This window comes from Paenibacillus sp. PvR098 (genome assembly GCF_017833255.1).
In the GTDB taxonomy this organism is placed as follows: domain Bacteria; phylum Bacillota; class Bacilli; order Paenibacillales; family NBRC-103111; genus Paenibacillus_G.
Map to the genome: position 1 here is coordinate 3,155,576 of NZ_JAFIBU010000001.1, position 16,785 is coordinate 3,172,360.

Annotated in this window: 14 protein-coding genes; all 14 read right to left on the bottom strand. The window is 48.9% G+C overall.

Translation table 11 applies throughout. The features are described 5' to 3' along the window. Positions 1 to 87: 87 nt before the first annotated feature. The gene (locus JOE45_RS15670) at positions 88 to 1,767 is read right to left on the bottom strand and encodes a sigma 54-interacting transcriptional regulator (protein ID WP_210019359.1); all 1,680 of its coding nucleotides are present in this window, start codon (positions 1,765 to 1,767) and stop codon (positions 88 to 90) included. A gap of 201 nt (positions 1,768 to 1,968) precedes the next feature. After that, positions 1,969 to 3,381: a glucuronate isomerase gene (uxaC, locus tag JOE45_RS15675; RefSeq protein WP_210019358.1), complete on the bottom strand. Its 1,413-nt coding sequence runs from the start codon at positions 3,379 to 3,381 to the stop codon at positions 1,969 to 1,971. A 231-nt stretch (positions 3,382 to 3,612) separates the two neighbouring features. Further along, positions 3,613 to 5,079, bottom strand: coding sequence for an alpha-ketoglutaric semialdehyde dehydrogenase GucD (gucD, locus tag JOE45_RS15680; protein WP_210019357.1), 1,467 nt, complete (start codon positions 5,077 to 5,079; stop codon positions 3,613 to 3,615). A 93-nt stretch (positions 5,080 to 5,172) separates the two neighbouring features. Beyond that, positions 5,173 to 6,051: a fumarylacetoacetate hydrolase family protein gene (locus tag JOE45_RS15685; RefSeq protein WP_210019356.1), complete on the bottom strand. Its 879-nt coding sequence runs from the start codon at positions 6,049 to 6,051 to the stop codon at positions 5,173 to 5,175. Positions 6,052 to 6,096: 45 nt separating this feature from the next. Continuing rightward, a complete protein-coding gene (locus tag JOE45_RS15690) occupies positions 6,097 to 6,885 on the bottom strand; it encodes an IclR family transcriptional regulator (RefSeq protein WP_210019355.1) in 789 nt (262 codons plus the stop codon). Between the two features lie 33 nt (positions 6,886 to 6,918). Continuing rightward, positions 6,919 to 7,860, bottom strand: a complete 942-nt coding sequence (locus JOE45_RS15695; RefSeq protein WP_461480188.1) for a U32 family peptidase — start codon at positions 7,858 to 7,860, stop codon at positions 6,919 to 6,921. Between the two features lie 154 nt (positions 7,861 to 8,014). Continuing rightward, a complete protein-coding gene (locus JOE45_RS15700) occupies positions 8,015 to 9,085 on the bottom strand; it encodes a TRAP transporter substrate-binding protein (protein ID WP_245247018.1) in 1,071 nt (356 codons plus the stop codon). Positions 9,086 to 9,121: 36 nt separating this feature from the next. After that, on the bottom strand, positions 9,122 to 10,147 hold the full coding sequence (locus JOE45_RS15705; RefSeq protein WP_210019353.1) for a C-terminal binding protein: 1,026 nt from the start codon (positions 10,145 to 10,147) through the stop codon (positions 9,122 to 9,124). A gap of 15 nt (positions 10,148 to 10,162) precedes the next feature. Further along, positions 10,163 to 11,443: a TRAP transporter large permease gene (locus JOE45_RS15710; protein WP_210019352.1), complete on the bottom strand. Its 1,281-nt coding sequence runs from the start codon at positions 11,441 to 11,443 to the stop codon at positions 10,163 to 10,165. Continuing rightward, positions 11,440 to 12,000, bottom strand: coding sequence for a TRAP transporter small permease (locus JOE45_RS15715; protein WP_348632545.1), 561 nt, complete (start codon positions 11,998 to 12,000; stop codon positions 11,440 to 11,442). Before JOE45_RS15715 ends, JOE45_RS15710 begins: the two co-directional genes overlap by 4 nt. Before the next feature lie 183 nt (positions 12,001 to 12,183). After that, entirely contained in the window at positions 12,184 to 13,248 is a 1,065-nt protein-coding gene (locus JOE45_RS15720) for a TRAP transporter substrate-binding protein (protein ID WP_348632546.1), read from the bottom strand. A 447-nt stretch (positions 13,249 to 13,695) separates the two neighbouring features. Then, on the bottom strand, positions 13,696 to 14,502 hold the full coding sequence (thiM, locus tag JOE45_RS15725) for a hydroxyethylthiazole kinase (RefSeq protein WP_210019350.1): 807 nt from the start codon (positions 14,500 to 14,502) through the stop codon (positions 13,696 to 13,698). A gap of 35 nt (positions 14,503 to 14,537) precedes the next feature. Further along, positions 14,538 to 15,305 carry a 3-oxoacyl-ACP reductase gene (locus JOE45_RS15730; protein ID WP_210019349.1) on the bottom strand — a complete coding sequence of 256 codons (768 nt, stop codon included), beginning with the start codon at positions 15,303 to 15,305 and terminating at the stop codon, positions 14,538 to 14,540. 12 nt (positions 15,306 to 15,317) lie between these two features. Then, positions 15,318 to 16,778 (bottom strand): acyl-CoA reductase, encoded by a 1,461-nt coding sequence (locus JOE45_RS15735; RefSeq protein WP_210024691.1) that lies wholly within the window; start codon positions 16,776 to 16,778, stop codon positions 15,318 to 15,320. Positions 16,779 to 16,785 lie beyond the last annotated feature (7 nt).

Sequence of the window (16,785 nt, forward strand, 5' to 3'; positions counted from 1 at the left end):
TTTTAAAATCAAAGGATTCATTATACTCATCGTCCCCTATTTATTATGCATTTATACATAATCATTTATGCAAAAATGCATAGTTAGTTATTCTTCCTTCCATCGGCTAAGCTTTCTGCTAATGGTAGATTGATTGACTCCTAGCACCTCAGCCATTTTCGTGGTGGAATGATATCTTTTTTGAGCCAGCTGCAGCATCTCTTTCTCCAAGAGCTCTACGGCTTCCTTTAAAGGCATCAGCTTATGAATCTGGATGCTCTTTTGCTCCTTGGCACTCATGTTAACATGGTCAGGCAGATGCTCTTCATGAATCCAATCATCTTCCGTGGTTACAAACAATCTTTCGGTCATGTTCTGCAGCTCACGGACATTACCCGGCCAAGCATATTCTTGCATTTTTTTCAAAACCAACGGATTAAACTTCTTCTTCAGCCCATACTTTCTGTTCAGCTGATCTGCAAAGTGGATAATTAAGGGGATTACATCCTCTTTGCGTTCACGCAGCGGCGGAATAGCAATAGGAACTACATTCAGCTGGTAGTAAAGATCTTTACGAAACTGTCCGGACTGTACCTTTTGCTCGATATCCTGCGTTGTAGCGGATATGATCCTTACATTGACCTCAATAAAGGTGCTCCCTCCCATGCGCGTAACCCTTTTTTCCTGAATGGCCTGAAGCAATTTTACCTGCAGAGCCGGAGGGATTTGCTCCACTTCATCCAGGAACAGCGTTCCTTCATGGGCCATCTCCATACAGCCTGGCTTCACTTCCGCTCCTCTCTCGTCACCAAACAATTCGGTTTCCAGTAACAGCGGAGGAATGGCCCCGCAATGAACGGTAATAAACGGCCCTTCATGACGGTGACTCCACTTATGGATATAGGAGGCCATGACTTCTTTGCCGACTCCCGATTCACCTAAAAGCAGCACACTGGAATCTACCTTGGCTACCTTTTGGGAGAATGAAACGACCTTCTCCATTTGCTCGCTCCGATAAATCATTTCCTTCTCAAATTCCTTTTTGGAACGCAGGTCCATAATTTCCTTCCGGTAGCTTTCCGTCAGCTGCCTGAGCAACTCAATCTCGGATTGAAGCTGACTAACCTCCGTAACATCTCTGGATGCATTGACGACACGGATAATTCGCCCTTCTTCGTCTTTGATCGGGGTACCCACTACCTTCAAGCGGCGACCGGTCTTGGTCGTTTGAATCATCGACACTTGCTCTTTCTTTTCCAAGACGAGACGAGTAATGGAAGGGTAGTACACTCCCTCTCTTTCCAGCTCATACACGCTTCTACCTACGAGCTCTTCTTCCTTATAGCCCCATAAGGTTTTGCACGCCGAGCTCACCCGGAGGGTAATCCCCTGGCCATCGGATACATAAATCACATCATAAGAGATATCAAAAATTGCTTTTAAATCGAAATTCAAATTTTTATATAAATCCAGCTCCCCGATGACCTCCTCCAACAAGGCGGCCTGCTGGAAAATCAATACTTCCCCGTCTCCCAATTCCTCCAGATAAAAGGGGAACCGCTGAGCGACAAAAGCTTCATCTCCCAACTTAAATTGCAAACTTCTCTTTTGATCGGACAGATCTATATTCACATTTTGGAGTATATCCTTCAAAAATATACCCTTCTCCAATTTCCCTGGAAAGCGATCCGCAGCAAACCGATTCATGAGCACCATTCGCTCGTCACGGTCCATAAAAATAACTCCAAGCGGGATCAGATCCAAAGTTTCTTGTCCCAAGCCATTCATATGAATTCCCCCATAAACACAACGAACCCTGATTAGAGTTCCTTTGACATCCGTCTAGCTATGTTCCATTTACTCTAACATAAAATAAGATATTGATAAACGTGAAGACTTTACCTGCCCTAAAATGACCGATAAAGAAAAAAGCCATCCGCGAGGGATGACTTGATTACTGTCGTTTGAACCTAGAAAGGTAAATGCCCGCTAAGCTTTTATTGGGAAGTCAAAATATTCCTTGGCATTGTTAAAGGAAATGCCTTGAACAATACTTCCCAGAAGCTCCATGTCATCCGGGACTTCTCCATTCTCAACCCATTCGCCGAGCAGGTTACAAACCAATCTTCTGAAGTATTCATGCCTAGTATAAGACAAGAAGCTTCTGGAATCGGTTAGCATCCCTACAAAACGGCTCAGCAGCCCAACGTTCGCCAATGTTTTCATCTGCTCGAGCATGCCGTCCTTCGTATCGTTATACCACCAGGCGGATCCGAGCTGCATTTTCCCTGGAATACCGCCGTTCTGGAAGGCACCCATCACCGACGCCAAAACATAGTTGTCCTTGGGGTTCAAAGAGTACAGGATCGTTTTATGCAGGGCGTTTTCTTTGTCCATAGCATCGAGCAATTTTCCTAATGGATAAGCAGGCGCACTGTCGTTGATGGAATCAAAGCCTGTATCCGGACCCAGCTGCTCAAACATCCGCGAGTTGTTGTTTCTGGCTGCGTTAATATGGAACTGCGTGACCCAGCCTAGCTCTGCATAAATTTTGCCTAAGAAAATTAACGTATATGTTTTAAACATTTTCTCTTCTTCTAAGCTTACCGCTCTTCCTTGCATTGCATAGGCAAAAATATCTGCCGCTTCTTCTTTGGTCGTCTCGGCATATGCTACATAGTCTAATGCATGGTCGGAAACCGTGCCGCCCACGCTGTGGAAGAACCTGGCCCTTGAATCCAGAGCAGCCAGGAAATGATCGTAGCTGCTGATCGGCTGACCGGATACTTGCCCAAGCTTCTCTACCCAAGGCACGAACGTGCTTCTGTTGATTTCCAGTCCTTTATCCGGTCTGAAAGCAGGTAGTACGGCCACGCTAAAATCGTTCTCTTCCTTCAGTTTGATATGATATTCCAGGGAATCCGCAGGATCGTCTGTCGTACATACCACTTTTACATTGGACTTTGCAATCAAATCCCTCGCACTGAAGCCTTCTCCACCCAGTAAAGCGTTTACTTTATCCCAAATTAACGGTGCGTTCTTTTCGTTAATTAATTCGTAGATGCCGAAAAACCGTTGAAGCTCCAGATGAGACCATTGGTACAGAGGATTGCCTATGGTCATGGGTACGGTTCTGGCCCATGCTAGGAATTTCTCATAGTCGCTTGCATCACCGGTAATGTACTTCTCGTCCACACCGTTAGCTCTCATGACTCTCCATTTGTAGTGATCTCCGTACAGCCAAACTTCGGTAATATTTTTGAAGGTTTTATTTTCATATATTTCCTGAGGGCTTAAGTGGCAGTGGTAGTCAATGATCGGCATATCTTTGGCATAATGGTTGTATAAATCGATCGCAGTGCCATTGTTTAACAAGAAATTTTCATCCAAAAATTTTTTCATAAACACTCCACCTTTGCCTTTTTAAGATCAATGTTCACGTGTGCTTTAATAGTACTTCTTTTATTGAGCAATTACAATACAAAAATGTTCACGTTAACAATCTATTTTTAGATATCCCTATGTGAGTTTTACTATGAGATCCATACACGTTCTCTCACTAAAAATGGAGGGCTGATTTGCTTTTTCTGCAAGCAAATCCAGCCCTCCATTTCCTATCTCATTACGACTCTTTTATGGTTTGACGAATACGGTTTTGATCGAAGTGAAAAATTCGATCGCCGCTTGACCCTGCTCACGGGAATGGGAGCTTGATTGTTTCATACCGCCAAACGGAGCCTGCAGCTCTACGCCCGCACTTTCGGAATTGACACGGACAAGACCAGCGTCCATATCCTTGATGAAATTCAGGATATTGCCGATGTCACGGGTGAAAATAGACGCGCTGAGACCGAACTTCACGTCGTTAGCGATCTCGACCGCTTCCTGCACGGAATCGACCTTAATCAAGGCAAGCACAGGTCCGAAAATTTCTTCCTGCGCGATGGTCATCTCGGACTTCACGTTCTCAAACACGGTCGGCTCCACATAGAAGCCGTTCTCCAACCCTTCTCCTTCAGGTTGACTTCCGCCGTGAAGAAGAATTGCCCCTTCCTCAATCCCTTTTTGAATATACGAAAGAACGGTATCCAATTGGCTTTGGCTGGCGCAAGGCCCCATCCATGTTTCGCTCTGCAGCCCATGGCCGACCTTGATGTCTTTCACCTTGGCCAGAAGCTTTTGTTTGAACTCGTCATATACCGCGCTTTGAACGATAACACGGCTGGTTGCGGTACATTTTTGACCAGTGGAACGAAGACCGCCGCTGATGGTCGCATCGACCGCAAGATCCAGGTCCGCATCGGCCGCCACGATAACCGGATTTTTGCCGCCCATCTCCAGCTGGTATTTAGCACCGCGTGCAAGCGCACCCTGTCCAACCATTTTCCCAACGTTATCAGAGCCGGTGAATGTGATACCGTTAATGTCCGGATGATCGATAATGCCCTGTCCGATGACGGACCCGTTGCCTGTGACCAGATTCAAGACGCCGGCAGGCAGCCCGGCTTCAGTCAAGCATTCGATCACTTTCGCTGCAGTGACAGCCGTTTCTTGGGCAGGCTTGATGACAACAGTATTTCCGTATACGAGCGCGGGTGCCATTTTCCAAATCGGAATGGCCACAGGGAAGTTCCAAGGCGTAATCACACCTACCACGCCCAGCGGAGCGCGTGTGGTAAACATCAGAGCATCTGCATCGGTAGACGGAATGACATCGCCGTTCTTACGCATGCCCTCACCTGCGTAATAACGCAAAATCGCAATGCCGCGCGCGGTTTCGCCCTTGGCTTCAGGCAGCGTCTTCCCCATTTCCCTCGTCATCGTTTCCGCTACTTCATCGAGACGCTTTTCCAGGGCGTTCGCCATTTTGTACAGGTACTCTCCACGAGCCGGGCCGGACAGCTTTTTCCACTGCGTCAGAGCCTTCTTGGCAGCAGCTACGGCACGGTCCAGGTCTTCCTTGCCGGATTTTTGAAAATAGCCGACAATTTCATGCTTGTTCGCAGGGTTAATGCTCGCGTCCGTTTTACCGGTGGAAGCGGCAGTCCACTCTCCGTTAATGTAGTTCAAATAGGTTTTGGCTTCAGTTTGTACGTTCATTTTTAATAGGACTCCTTCCGAATAACAAATTAGAATGTAGGGCCAATGCGCCAGATACCGAAATCATGCTGTTTTAATATTTCCGTCATCCGCTTATTGGCGTTTTACGAAGTTCGTCAGCACACCGATATTTGTGATTTCATTCTCAATGCGGTCGCCATCCTCCAACGTGAACTCATTCGGCGGAACGATGCAAGTCCCCGTAAGAAGGACCGTGCCGTCAAAAATTTCATTATCTCTAATTAGGAAAGAAACCAGCTCATCAAGCTTTCTCTTTAACTGCCCGGTGCTTGCCGTACCTTCAACGACCTTCTCATTATTGCGGTAAATTCGGCATGCAATTTCGAAAGTGTACGGATCCTTCACGGTTTCCGCCAAACGGATGGACGGCCCGATGGAGCACGATCGTTTCCAAACTTTAGCTTGCGGAAGATAGAGCGGATTTTCCCCTTCGATGTCACGGCAGCTCATATCATTACCGACGGTATAACCTAGAATCGTCCCTTTGCTGTCGATGACAAGTCCGAGCTCCGTCTCCGGAATTTGCCAGTCTGAATCGCTGCGCAGGTAAACATCGTCATTGGGACCCACGGTCCTTGCGGCAGTCGATTTCAAGAAAATTTCCGGACGCTCCGCATCGTATACTTTATCGTAAAACGTCGTTGCATCCAGCTTGCCGCCGGTAGCTTCATAGTTTCGGGCTTCCTTGCTTCGGGCATAGGTAACGCCGGCCGCCCATACCTCAGGGGCTTCAATCGGCACCAGTAGACGAAGGCTTTCGACGGCCGTTGGAAGAGGGTTACCGCCTTCGATTTCGTGCTGAACGAGCTTCAATGGAGTCGTGCCCTGCTCCGAAGCAGCCTGCGTCAGCTCCATAAATCCTTGATACGGCAGCACAAACACTTGATTCTCGTCCGTTAAAGCAGCGACCGTAGATACATCGGACTCATTAATATATCGAATTATACGCATAAAATATGCCTCCCCAGTTTGTATATATTGAACTCCCTCATATCCTTAGAGCACTTCCCGGGCATGATGAAATGAAGGAATGCCGAATCCCATCTGGTCTGAAATTTCCTCAGCGGCCTGCTGCAGGAATTTCACGTGTTCAATCAACTCCGCATCGTTAACGCGTGCGATGAGCGTTGACATACTGATCGCGGCGATAACCTGCCCAGTATGATCCCTTACCGGGACTGCGATGCAGCGCACACCCGGCTCATTTTCTTCATTGTCGACAGAGTAACCCTGTTCGCGTACCTTCTCAAGCTCTTGCATAAAATAAGATTCGCTCATAATCGTTTTTGGCGTATGTGACCTGTAAACATAACCTTCAAGTAATTTCTTTAACTCTTTTGGAATTTTATAAGCAACGAGTACTTTGCCAACCGCACTGCAATGAATTGGAATTCGTTTGCCGATACGGGAATAACGGATAATGGCCTTTGGTCCTTCCACTTTATCGATGTAGACGCCCTCTTTGCCGTCCAGGATGACCAAATTGGTCGTCTGGCCGGAACTGCTCGATAATTGGATCAGGTGCTTTCTTACAACGTTCCGAATATCGAGATTATGCATGACGATCGTCCCTCTCTCGAGCAGCTTCATTCCCAAGCGGTATTTTCCATTTTCGGGATTTTGCTCAATATAGCGATGAACCTGAAGCGTTTTTAAGAGAGAATGAACGGTGCTCTTATGCAGAACCATGCGATCGCTGATTTCGGTGATTTTTAGCTCAGTGTCATACTCATCGAACAAATCCAAAATCAAAAGTGCGCGTTCTACAGATTGAATCATCGGCATGTTTTTTCACCCTTTTACGGAAACCTTTCATTTTTACTCGATCACAGGAACCCCTAATCCGGCAGCGCCTTTTTCTGAGGTTTTCAAATCGGGACTGTACCGCTTGATCATATCCAAACCAATTCTTGCTCGTCTCACGCGCTCTTTGCACAGTGCAATCGAGGTTTGCTCCAAATGCGTGCCGGAAGGGTAAATGTTAGGTGAATTGCGCAATCCAAACTTAATATATACTGGAGCAGCCACACGGATGATTTCCGGAATTTCGTAATGCCGGATAAATCCGCCGATATCGTCTGGGACTTCAACATAAATGTCGATCGGAATATCAATAGCCTGACGAATCGCAGCAAGGCGGGCCAGGGTAAGATCGGTCGGAACGTTATAGGTGTCTGCCCCTACGCTTTCGATCAGTTTAATGGAAACGGGGTTAGCTTGCGCCATTTGCACGGAAATTTTTACGACCAATTCTTCCGGCAGCTCGCCCTTCTTTTTAAACTCATTTACAAGCCAAAGCAGCCCTTCATCCGCTACGAGAATACTGCGGATGCCCATGTCGCAGGCACGCTTAATATCCTCGATCGAATAAACGAGCTGATCCATGCTTTCTACACGAAGTCCGATGACCTTTCCGGCACTAGCCCAAGGCATAGCGTTAGTATCCCACGTGCCTCGAGGTCCGACAAACAAGCTGACCTCCAGGTTTTCGCGCTTGCCGATTTCCGCCATTTGCTTCAGCTCTTCATCGGTAAGCAGCATGATGCCGCTGCCCTGAGACACACGGTGAATCAACACATCATATTGCTTGCAAGCTTCAATCACCCCCTCAAAGGAGGCAGGTCCTTCGACGCTGGGAATTTCAACCCGATACTGGGCGCCATCCGGAAACGTCTTGGTGGAGGACGGCAGATCATGAAGGTCACCACGCGGGAATCCAAGCTGTTCAATCACATCACGAGTTTTTTGCAAGGGTCGCATCTCCTTTAGTTAACGTATTACTGGTTCAGAGCGAACCATTTTCAAATCGATCTAGTCATGCGCCTTTACGGCAAAATCCATGGAAAGCGGCTCCGAAAATATCGATACTCCTGTTGCTCCCAGCCAGGCCGCTTCCGGAACATGCCGCGTTGCCTTAATTCCCGCGCGCCTTGTTTACTTCATCGTACATTTCTTTGATTAAAGCTTCGCCTAACTCTTTGGAGAAAGTATCGAGGACAGGCTTGACGATTTCCTGCATCTTCGCTCTGTCTTCCGGTTTAACTTCATTAACCTGCATACCGGCCTTCTTCAAGTTTTCCAATGATTGCTTATTTTTCTCCCGGTTCATTTCACGTTGGAATTTACCTGCCTCGATAGATGCTTCCTGCAAAATCTTTTGCTCATCCGGAGTCAATCCGTCCCAGAACTTTTTACTGACAAGGAATACGAACGGCGTGTAAACGTGATTCGTCAAGCTCAAAAATTTCTGCACTTCAAAGTACTTATTGGATTCGATCGTCGGCAGCGGATTTTCTTGTCCATCAACCGTTTTGCCTTCCAATGCGCTGAATACTTCGGAGAACGGCATTGGCGACGGATTAGCTCCTAAAGCGCTGAATGCTTCAATATGCACTTTGCTTTGCAGTGTGCGGACTCTCAGTCCCTGAAAATCGGCTGCCGTCGCAACCGGCTTCTTGCTGTTCGTCAAATTACGGAAACCGTTCTCCCAATAAGTTAATCCAATAAGTCCTTGCTGCGGCAGCATATCGAGCAATTTTTTCCCCACAGGCCCATCAAGCACCGCATCTGCTTCTTTGTCGTTATTGAACACGAACGGAAAATCGTACATGCCGAATTCTTTTACCATCGAGGTGAGCGGAGAAGTCGAAGGAATCGTGATTTCCTGCGTGCCGGCTTTTAGCGCGTTCGTCATTTTCAAGTCATCGCCCAATTGAGCGGAGAAGAATGTTTGCACCTTCATGCTGCCGCCGCTCTTTTCGTTCACCAGTTCGGCGAATTTCTTTAAGCCTTGACCCTGCGGATGATCCTCATTCAAGCCGATCCCTGCTCTGAGGGTACGGGATTCTTTAGCTGGCGCTGCTGCCGGAGCTCCGGAATTCCCCTGTGCCGGCGCTGGGTCATTGCTCGTCGTTCCACCGCAAGCGCTCACTACAAGTAAGCTCGGCAGTGTAATACCGATCATTGCTTTTTTGAACCATTTCATGTGTGATTCCCCCAATCTTATTTTTGGATTATATGCTTAAAGGGTTTGATATCGCAGCTCCGGCTGTGAGGCCTTCATTTCTACCTGCTCCTTCACCTTCTGATTCACCAGGTACTTCGGATATTCACCGGCAATCAATACATCGACTACACCCATAGCTGCTTTGGAGCGCATCTCCGCTGCCGATTCTTCCGAATACCAAGCCACGTGAGGCGTTAAGATGACGTTATCCATCGACAGGAACGGATGGTCCTTTGCGATCGGCTCTTCTTCCACAACGTCCAGCGCCGCTCCGGCAATCTGTCCTCTAGTCAAAGCATCGACAAGTGCCTTTTCATTAATGACCGGTCCTCGGGAAGTATTGATGATAATGGCCTCTTTCTTCATCTGGGCAAATTGCTTCTCACTCATCATCCCGCGCGTAGCTTCCATAAGCGGAGCATGTACGGAGATAAAATCGGATTGGGCACACAGCTCATCCAGCTCGACCAGCGTGACCCCCTTCTCTTCAGCCGAATGCTTCGGATAATAAGGATCATAAGCAAGAATCTTCAAGCCGAGCGGCTTTACTTTTTCCGCCAGCATCTGAGGAATTTTGCCGAAGCCGACTAAGCCAATCGTTCTTCCGCGGAGACGATAAATCGGCTGCGTGACCTTGAAGTCCCAATTGCCGTTTTTCACATGATGATTAGCCAGCGTAATCTTCCTGGTCCAGCTCAGGAGCAATGCTAGCGCATGGTCGGCCACTTCATCCATGCAGTAATCCGGCACGTTGGCTACGCAGATTCCCTTGTCCGTAGCGGCATCCAGATCAATCGTGTTCACCCCGACGCCATAGCGCGTGATGACCTTGCAGTTCTCCAGCGCTTCAATGACCTTGCGGCTAAGCGGAGCGTATTGGTTGATCAGCGCATCGGCGTCTCGGCATACCTCAATCACGTCTTCCTCGGTTTTGCACTGGGCAGCTACGAGTTCGATAGCTTCGTGGCGAAGCAATACGCTTTCCTCAAACCGCAGATCTGTATACTCCCAATCCGTAACGACAACTTTCCATTTTTTCATCTACCATTTCCTCCTCTATGAAGTAAACCAACCAAGTGGAACAAGTACGATCTGCGGGAACAAAGTGAGAAGAAGCAGCACGATGAGTTCGACCAGCAAGAACGGCCAAACGCCCTTCATAATGTCTTCCATGCTCAGTTTCCCTACCCCGGCCACAACGTTCAGTACGGTTCCTACCGGAGGCGTAAGCAGACCGATCGAGCAGTTAAGAACAAACAGAAGTCCAAAAAGCACCGGATCGATTCCTCCAGCAATAACGATCGGCATAAGCACCGGCGTCAGGATCAGAATCGTAGGGGTCAAATCCATGGCCGTTCCGACCAAGAAGACAACGAGGTTAATCATCATTAAAAGAAGCAATTGATTGTCCATCAACGGACCGAGCATGGTCGTCAGTTCGTTAGGTATATTCGCTACAGTGATCAACCAAGACGATACCAGCGCTGCTGCAGCCAGGAACATGACAACGCTCGTCATTTTTCCTGAAGAAACCAGTACGCGATACAAATCTTGAAGCTTCAGCTCACGATAAATTACGACACTGACGAACAATGCATAGAAAGCCGCAACAACCGCCGCTTCAGTCGGTGTAAATGCTCCCCCGCGCAAACCGGCAATGATAATCACCGGCAAAAAAAGCGCCCATATCGCTTGACCAGATGCTCTCAAAATTTCCTTCCCCGATTTTTTCGGGAACACTTTATATTGATCCTTACGTACAATCAAAAACCAGGCAATAGTCAAACCTACAGCAAGCAATAACCCAGGGATAATGCCAGCCATAAACAATTTAGTGATCGATACACCGCTAGTCACGCCGAAAATGATCATCGGGATGCTTGGCGGAATGACGGGAGCAATGATGGCGCCAGAGGCAATCAACCCTGCGGAACGGTTTTTGTTGTATCCCGCCGCAACCATCATTGGAATTAATATCGCTCCGAGCGCAGCCGCATCCGCAACAGCAGAGCCGGATAGACCTGCGAAGATCACACTTCCGAGAATCGCTACATAACCGAGCCCTCCTTTGATATGACCGACGAGCGCCATAGCGAAATCTATAATGCGCTTGGAAATGCCGCCCGCATTCATAATTTCCCCCGCAAGAATAAAAAAAGGAATGGCCAGCAGCGGGAAGTTGTCGGCACCATCAATCAAGTTCTGGGCCATAATCTGGCTGTCGAATATATCCATCGTGTACATCAACACCACTCCGCTTACCAACAGCGAAAAAGCGATCGGGATGCCAAGCGCCATGGCGCCAAGCAAAGATCCAAGGAATACGGCAACGGTCATCTTGACACCTCCTGATTCGTATGAGAGGTGGAGGGACTTACATGTGAAATCATTTCCTCGGATTCATGTATCTGCATGTATTGATTAACATCCTCATTAGCAAACAAAATGCGGTATAACTTTATAATGACGATCAGCGCCATACCGACACCCATAACAATACCCGTTCCGTAAATCAGCGTTAGCGGCAAGCCGGTCGCCGGCGCGGTACTGCCAGCGTTAAGAAGCGTAATTTTCCAGCTTCCTTCAACCACCAGGTAGAGAACAAACAGCAGAATCACATTGCTGATAATAAATACGATCTTTTTCAGCGGTTTTGATAGTCTTTTGACAAGCATATCGACACCCAGATGTGAATTGTCCTTGAATGCAGCAACTGCGCCGAGAAGCACGAGCCAGATGAACAGAAATCTGGCCATTTCCTCGGACCAGGTAATTCCGGAGTTAAACAAGTAGCGCAGCACGACATTTCCAAAAACCAGGATAGCCATGAGCGATAGCGCAAAAGCGATGAAACCGTTAAACAGATGCTCAACAGCCTTCCCTACATTTTTCACGCAGATTTCCCCCTCACTTATAATCAGATCAGTGTTTACCGAAGTCATTCTAAGCAGCCAGCCCATATTGAGCGGTATTTTTTTATAACATCAGAAAGCGGATCTTCCAGATCAAGTGATCCTTTCTGATGTTATAAAAAAGGGGCTGGGTGTGCCAAACCCTCGCGCTTCCTTCCTTTGCAGTTATTGCGCTTCTGCCTTAATCTTTTCTACCATTTCTTTACCCCAAGGATATTTCTTGTAGAATTCCTCGTACAATGGAGCTGCGGCATCCTGCATCGCCTTCTTGAAGTTGTCGTCCGGCGTGATGAACTGCAAGCCCTTTTCCTGCAGGAATTTCTTATCCGCTTCAAAGCTGTCTTCAAGCAGCTTCCACTCATGGCTTGCCGCTTCTTTCGATGCATCTTGGATAACCTGCTGCTGTTCCGGCGTCAGTGTATCCCAGAATTTCTTGTTGATGATATACATATTAGGGCTGAACATGTGATTGGATTCCAGCACATACTTTTGCACCTCATACCAACCGGATGCGCGTAAGGTAGCGATCGGGTTATCCTGACCGTCAACCACCTTTTGCTCGAGTGCTGTAAACACCTCGGAAATCGGCAGCGGCGATACGTTGGCTTTCATGGCTTGACCCAGTGCGATGTAGTTCGGAATGTTAGGCAAACGGAGTCGGAAGCCTTTGAAATCCTCCATGCTGTTAAGCGGCTTGGTGCTGGAGAACATCCGGAACCCGTTAGCGCTCCAAGCGAGCACTTTCACGCCGTGTTTGCTTTCCATATCTTCAGACATCTCTTGACCGATTGGACCGTCAAACACTTTCTTGGCATGGGTAAAGTTTTCAAACAGGAACGGCCATTCGCCGACCTGCATTTTCTCAATATCCGCCTGCATAATCAGCCCCGGGATCCCCATCTCGATCGTTCCGCTGCGAACCCCGTTATAAAATTCTTTCTCAGCGCCAAGCTTGTTGTTCTCATAAATCTCTACTTTGAGAGAGCCATTGGAGTTGGTCTCAACCAAAGGCTTAAACTTCTCTCGAAGAGCTACGTTCTGCGGATGATCGATTGCAAAATAATTCGCTACTTTGATCGTTTTCGGCGCTTGACCCGAATTCCCCGCATCCCCGGAGGTTCCCGAACCGGTACTGGCGCCTTGATCGGCTCCTCCGGCGCAACCTGCAAGTACAACGGAAGCAGCCAGAAGAAGAACGGCTGTCATTTTAAACCCTCTTTTTACTCTCACAAATGACACTCCCCTTTGAATAAAGTTTGAATCATTTATTATTTCTGGAAATCCTGAAGGTTTGATTCCCAGTTAATAACCTTATGAAAGCGGTTAAATTATATCTTAATGTTTTATATTATAAAACAATGTTTTGGTTATTGTTCACAAAAAGAAGTGCTATAGTCTGAAGATACCAAATTGAAACGTGTAGGCTTCATGGGAAGGAACTGCTAATCGTCTAGGAGTATTGGTGCGATGTTGTTTTATAATATAGTACATCGTTTTATATATTTGATTTGAAAACGCTTTAAATGAAATATAAACCAGGCTGGTGACTTTTGTCAATCACCCCAATGGTTTTTCCTACGGAAGCCCTACAAGTGTCGGATCATACATCATATGACGGTTGGCCACAGATAGAACGTACTCAACAGCTTGCAGGGCTAAACATGTTGTAGGCCGAATTTAGTCCACCTGAATTGCCGCATGCCCACGAAGCGCAGCTCCATCCGTCCGATAAAGCTCATTCAGAAATTCGATTTGAAACGTACCCGGGCGGTCAGAACCCGATACTTCCAAGGCCTTTTCTGCGGCAACTCCATAGTAGGCCAAAGCAGATGCTGCGGCCAAGGTCAGATTCTTCTCCACAGCCGCAAAAGCGCCGATCACCGAGGTTAACAAGCAGCCCGTCCCGGTCACTTTGGTAAGCAGCGGGGTACCGTTGCTGACTTTGTAGGTCACCGTTCCGTCGGTCACGATATCGTCTTTCCCGGTAACGACCACTACGACCCCTAACGCCTGAGCCGCCCTACGGGCAAGTCCCGCTGCATCGCCTCCCGCTTCCGCGGCGTCGACACCCTTAATACTCCGCGATTCTCCGATGACATTGGCCACTTCGGCAGCGTTGCCCCTAAGAATAGAGATATCGATTTCCTTCATGATTTGGCGTGCTACTGCCGTTCGATAAGGCGTGGCTCCTGCCCCTACCGGGTCAAACACGACGGGCACCTGATGCGCATTCGCCGATTTCCCGGCAAGCAGCATTGCATGGACGACCTCTTCATCCAACGTGCCCATGTTCAATACAAGAGCGCCTGCAATCTTAGCCATATCGGCAACTTCCTCTTTGGCATAAGCCATGACGGGAGAAGCTCCTAAGGCAAGCAGACCGTTGGCGGTGAAGTTCGTCACAACGACATTGGTGATATTATGCACCAGCGGGTTCTTTTGCCGCACCTTTTCCAAAGCTGTGATCGCTTCTTGAATGTCCATTCCGGAAATCCTCCCTTTAACTCATTTCTCATGTACTAATGCATGGTCAATCCGCCATCTACTCTCAAGCATTGCCCCGTGATAAACCCTGCCCATTCCGAGGAAAAAAACAAAACAGCACCCGTAATGTCATTCGGGGAAGCGAGCCGTCCCATCGGCGTCAGACGGACAATCGCATTCTTGACATCTTCTTTCGTCTCGCGGCTCGAATCGGTAGGGGACGTCAGTCCAGGCGCCACACAGTTCACCGTAATGCCGAAGGCTCCGAGCTCTGCAGCCAGATTGCGGCTGTAGCCAAGCAGGGCCGACTTGGCCGTTGTATAATCGTGATAGGGTACGACAGGAAAATCAATCAGGTTGGTGACCATGTTCACGATCCGCCCGCGGTTCTGTTCCTTCATGTGCGGAATGACCGCTTTACAAACATGAAACGCTCCTCCAAGACTCCCGTCCAGCTGTCTTTGATAGTCGTCCCACTCGATATTCCACGCCGTTTGGCGCTGCTTGGGATTGAAGCTGTAATGACTGAGCGCATTATTGACAACGACATCGATTCCTCCAAAAGCATCCACCGCTTCGGAGATCATCCGCTGCACGGATTCCCCATCCGTTACATCGGCCTGCAAGGCCGCGGCCTCTCCGCCCGTCTGCCGGATGTGATCCACCACTTCCGAGGCCGCTTTTTTATTGCTTATATAGTTAACGATAACCAAGGCTCCCAGAGCACCGAACGCCTTGGCAATACTTGCGCCGATGCCCCGGCTCGCGCCTGTGACCAAAACCGTCTTTCCTGCGAAGTCCATTCGCATCCCCCTTTACTCTACATCGGGATCGTAACGTTCGGCATCCTGCTCAACGCTTCGTTCCAAATCGACCCAGCGGACCAAATCCAGTAAATTCAAGTGTCCGTCATGATGCCAGCCCGAAGGAGTACGCGACATCTCCCCGACCGCGCAGATACGGGTAGCCCCGTACATACCAAGCAGTCCGGCCACCGGTTCTAACCGGTCCGGACCGACAGCCAGGCCGACCGTCTGCAGGTAGTCCCGGTAAGGCTGTATCTGATCAGCGGCCGACTCCAAGGACTCACATGCAAACACATGAACCGTCCGGTTCAATGGAGACGCTTCGAAGCCGGGCTGACCATGATAAATAACGGTCCAATCCGTTCCCGTCCTACTAGCATAGACCGCTATGGGCTCTCCCCGTAGACCCATCATTTCAAACCGCTGTCTAACCGCGTGAATAGCCATCGATTCCTCGTCCGACAGAACCGCTCTGGGCTTCTTCTCGTGATAGCGCTCCATCTCGGAAGCCAACAGCTGCCCGAACTGACGCGGAGTCACCGCTCCGCCTTCTTCGACAAACACACTATGCGGCGCCAAGCACCCCTGCTGATCGTAGATCGATGCATCCTCCGCCAGCCTCCGAGCCGTTTCCTGATACCGGTCCGCGGTCAGCGCCTCTTTCCCGATCATGGCGAAGCTGATCTTATAGCCGTAACTGACGAAGCGCTTTGTCCCCGGCACTCTTGACCGCAGCTTTTCCACCGTTTCCTGCGAGCCGTAAGCGACAATCGCTTCCGCCGCATCAATGACGGTCTGCTCCAACGCCTCATTGCCGCCCTTCCACGGCAGTACGGCTAAGCAGTCCGCAAGCAGCGGGTCCACTTCCGCCAACGTCTCCGCGAACAGCACAGCCATGAGCGGTTCGGCCGAGGACGTCTTGCCCAGATTCGCCGATTTCAATAATATTCCCATGACTAAGCTCCAGATCGGAAGCCCAGGCACATTGCCGGAAAAGACGTGAAATAGCAGCTCAGGCCCATACGCCCGGCTCATTCCGCCATTTTTGCGCGGCCGAAACTCATCGAGTACCGCTGAAGCATCGAACTCTTCGTCCAGAAAGCGAAGCAGCTCCTTCCGTCGAAAGGTCCGGAAGAAGCGTTTAAGTTCGAGCCGAATCATTCCCCCGTCGTAGCCCGTAATAACCGGCAGCCAAGCCTCCGCCAACCGGCGGAGGTTATAGTCCGGGTCCAACCATTTGCGCACGGCCAGGTCTAATCGCTCAACAATCTGTTCTGTTCTTAAGCGGGACAAATAATCCCTTCGCCGCATGGATATTTCCCGGGCGATGTCCCCGATCAACTCCGGTGTCAAATCCGGGTATTTAAGAACGAGCGTTCCCTGAGGACCATTGAAATGCCGCTCCGTGAACGAGGTCAGCCGGATTGCATCTGGGACTTTATACGCAGTTCTTACGGTTATCCTCTCCATTGAGCTC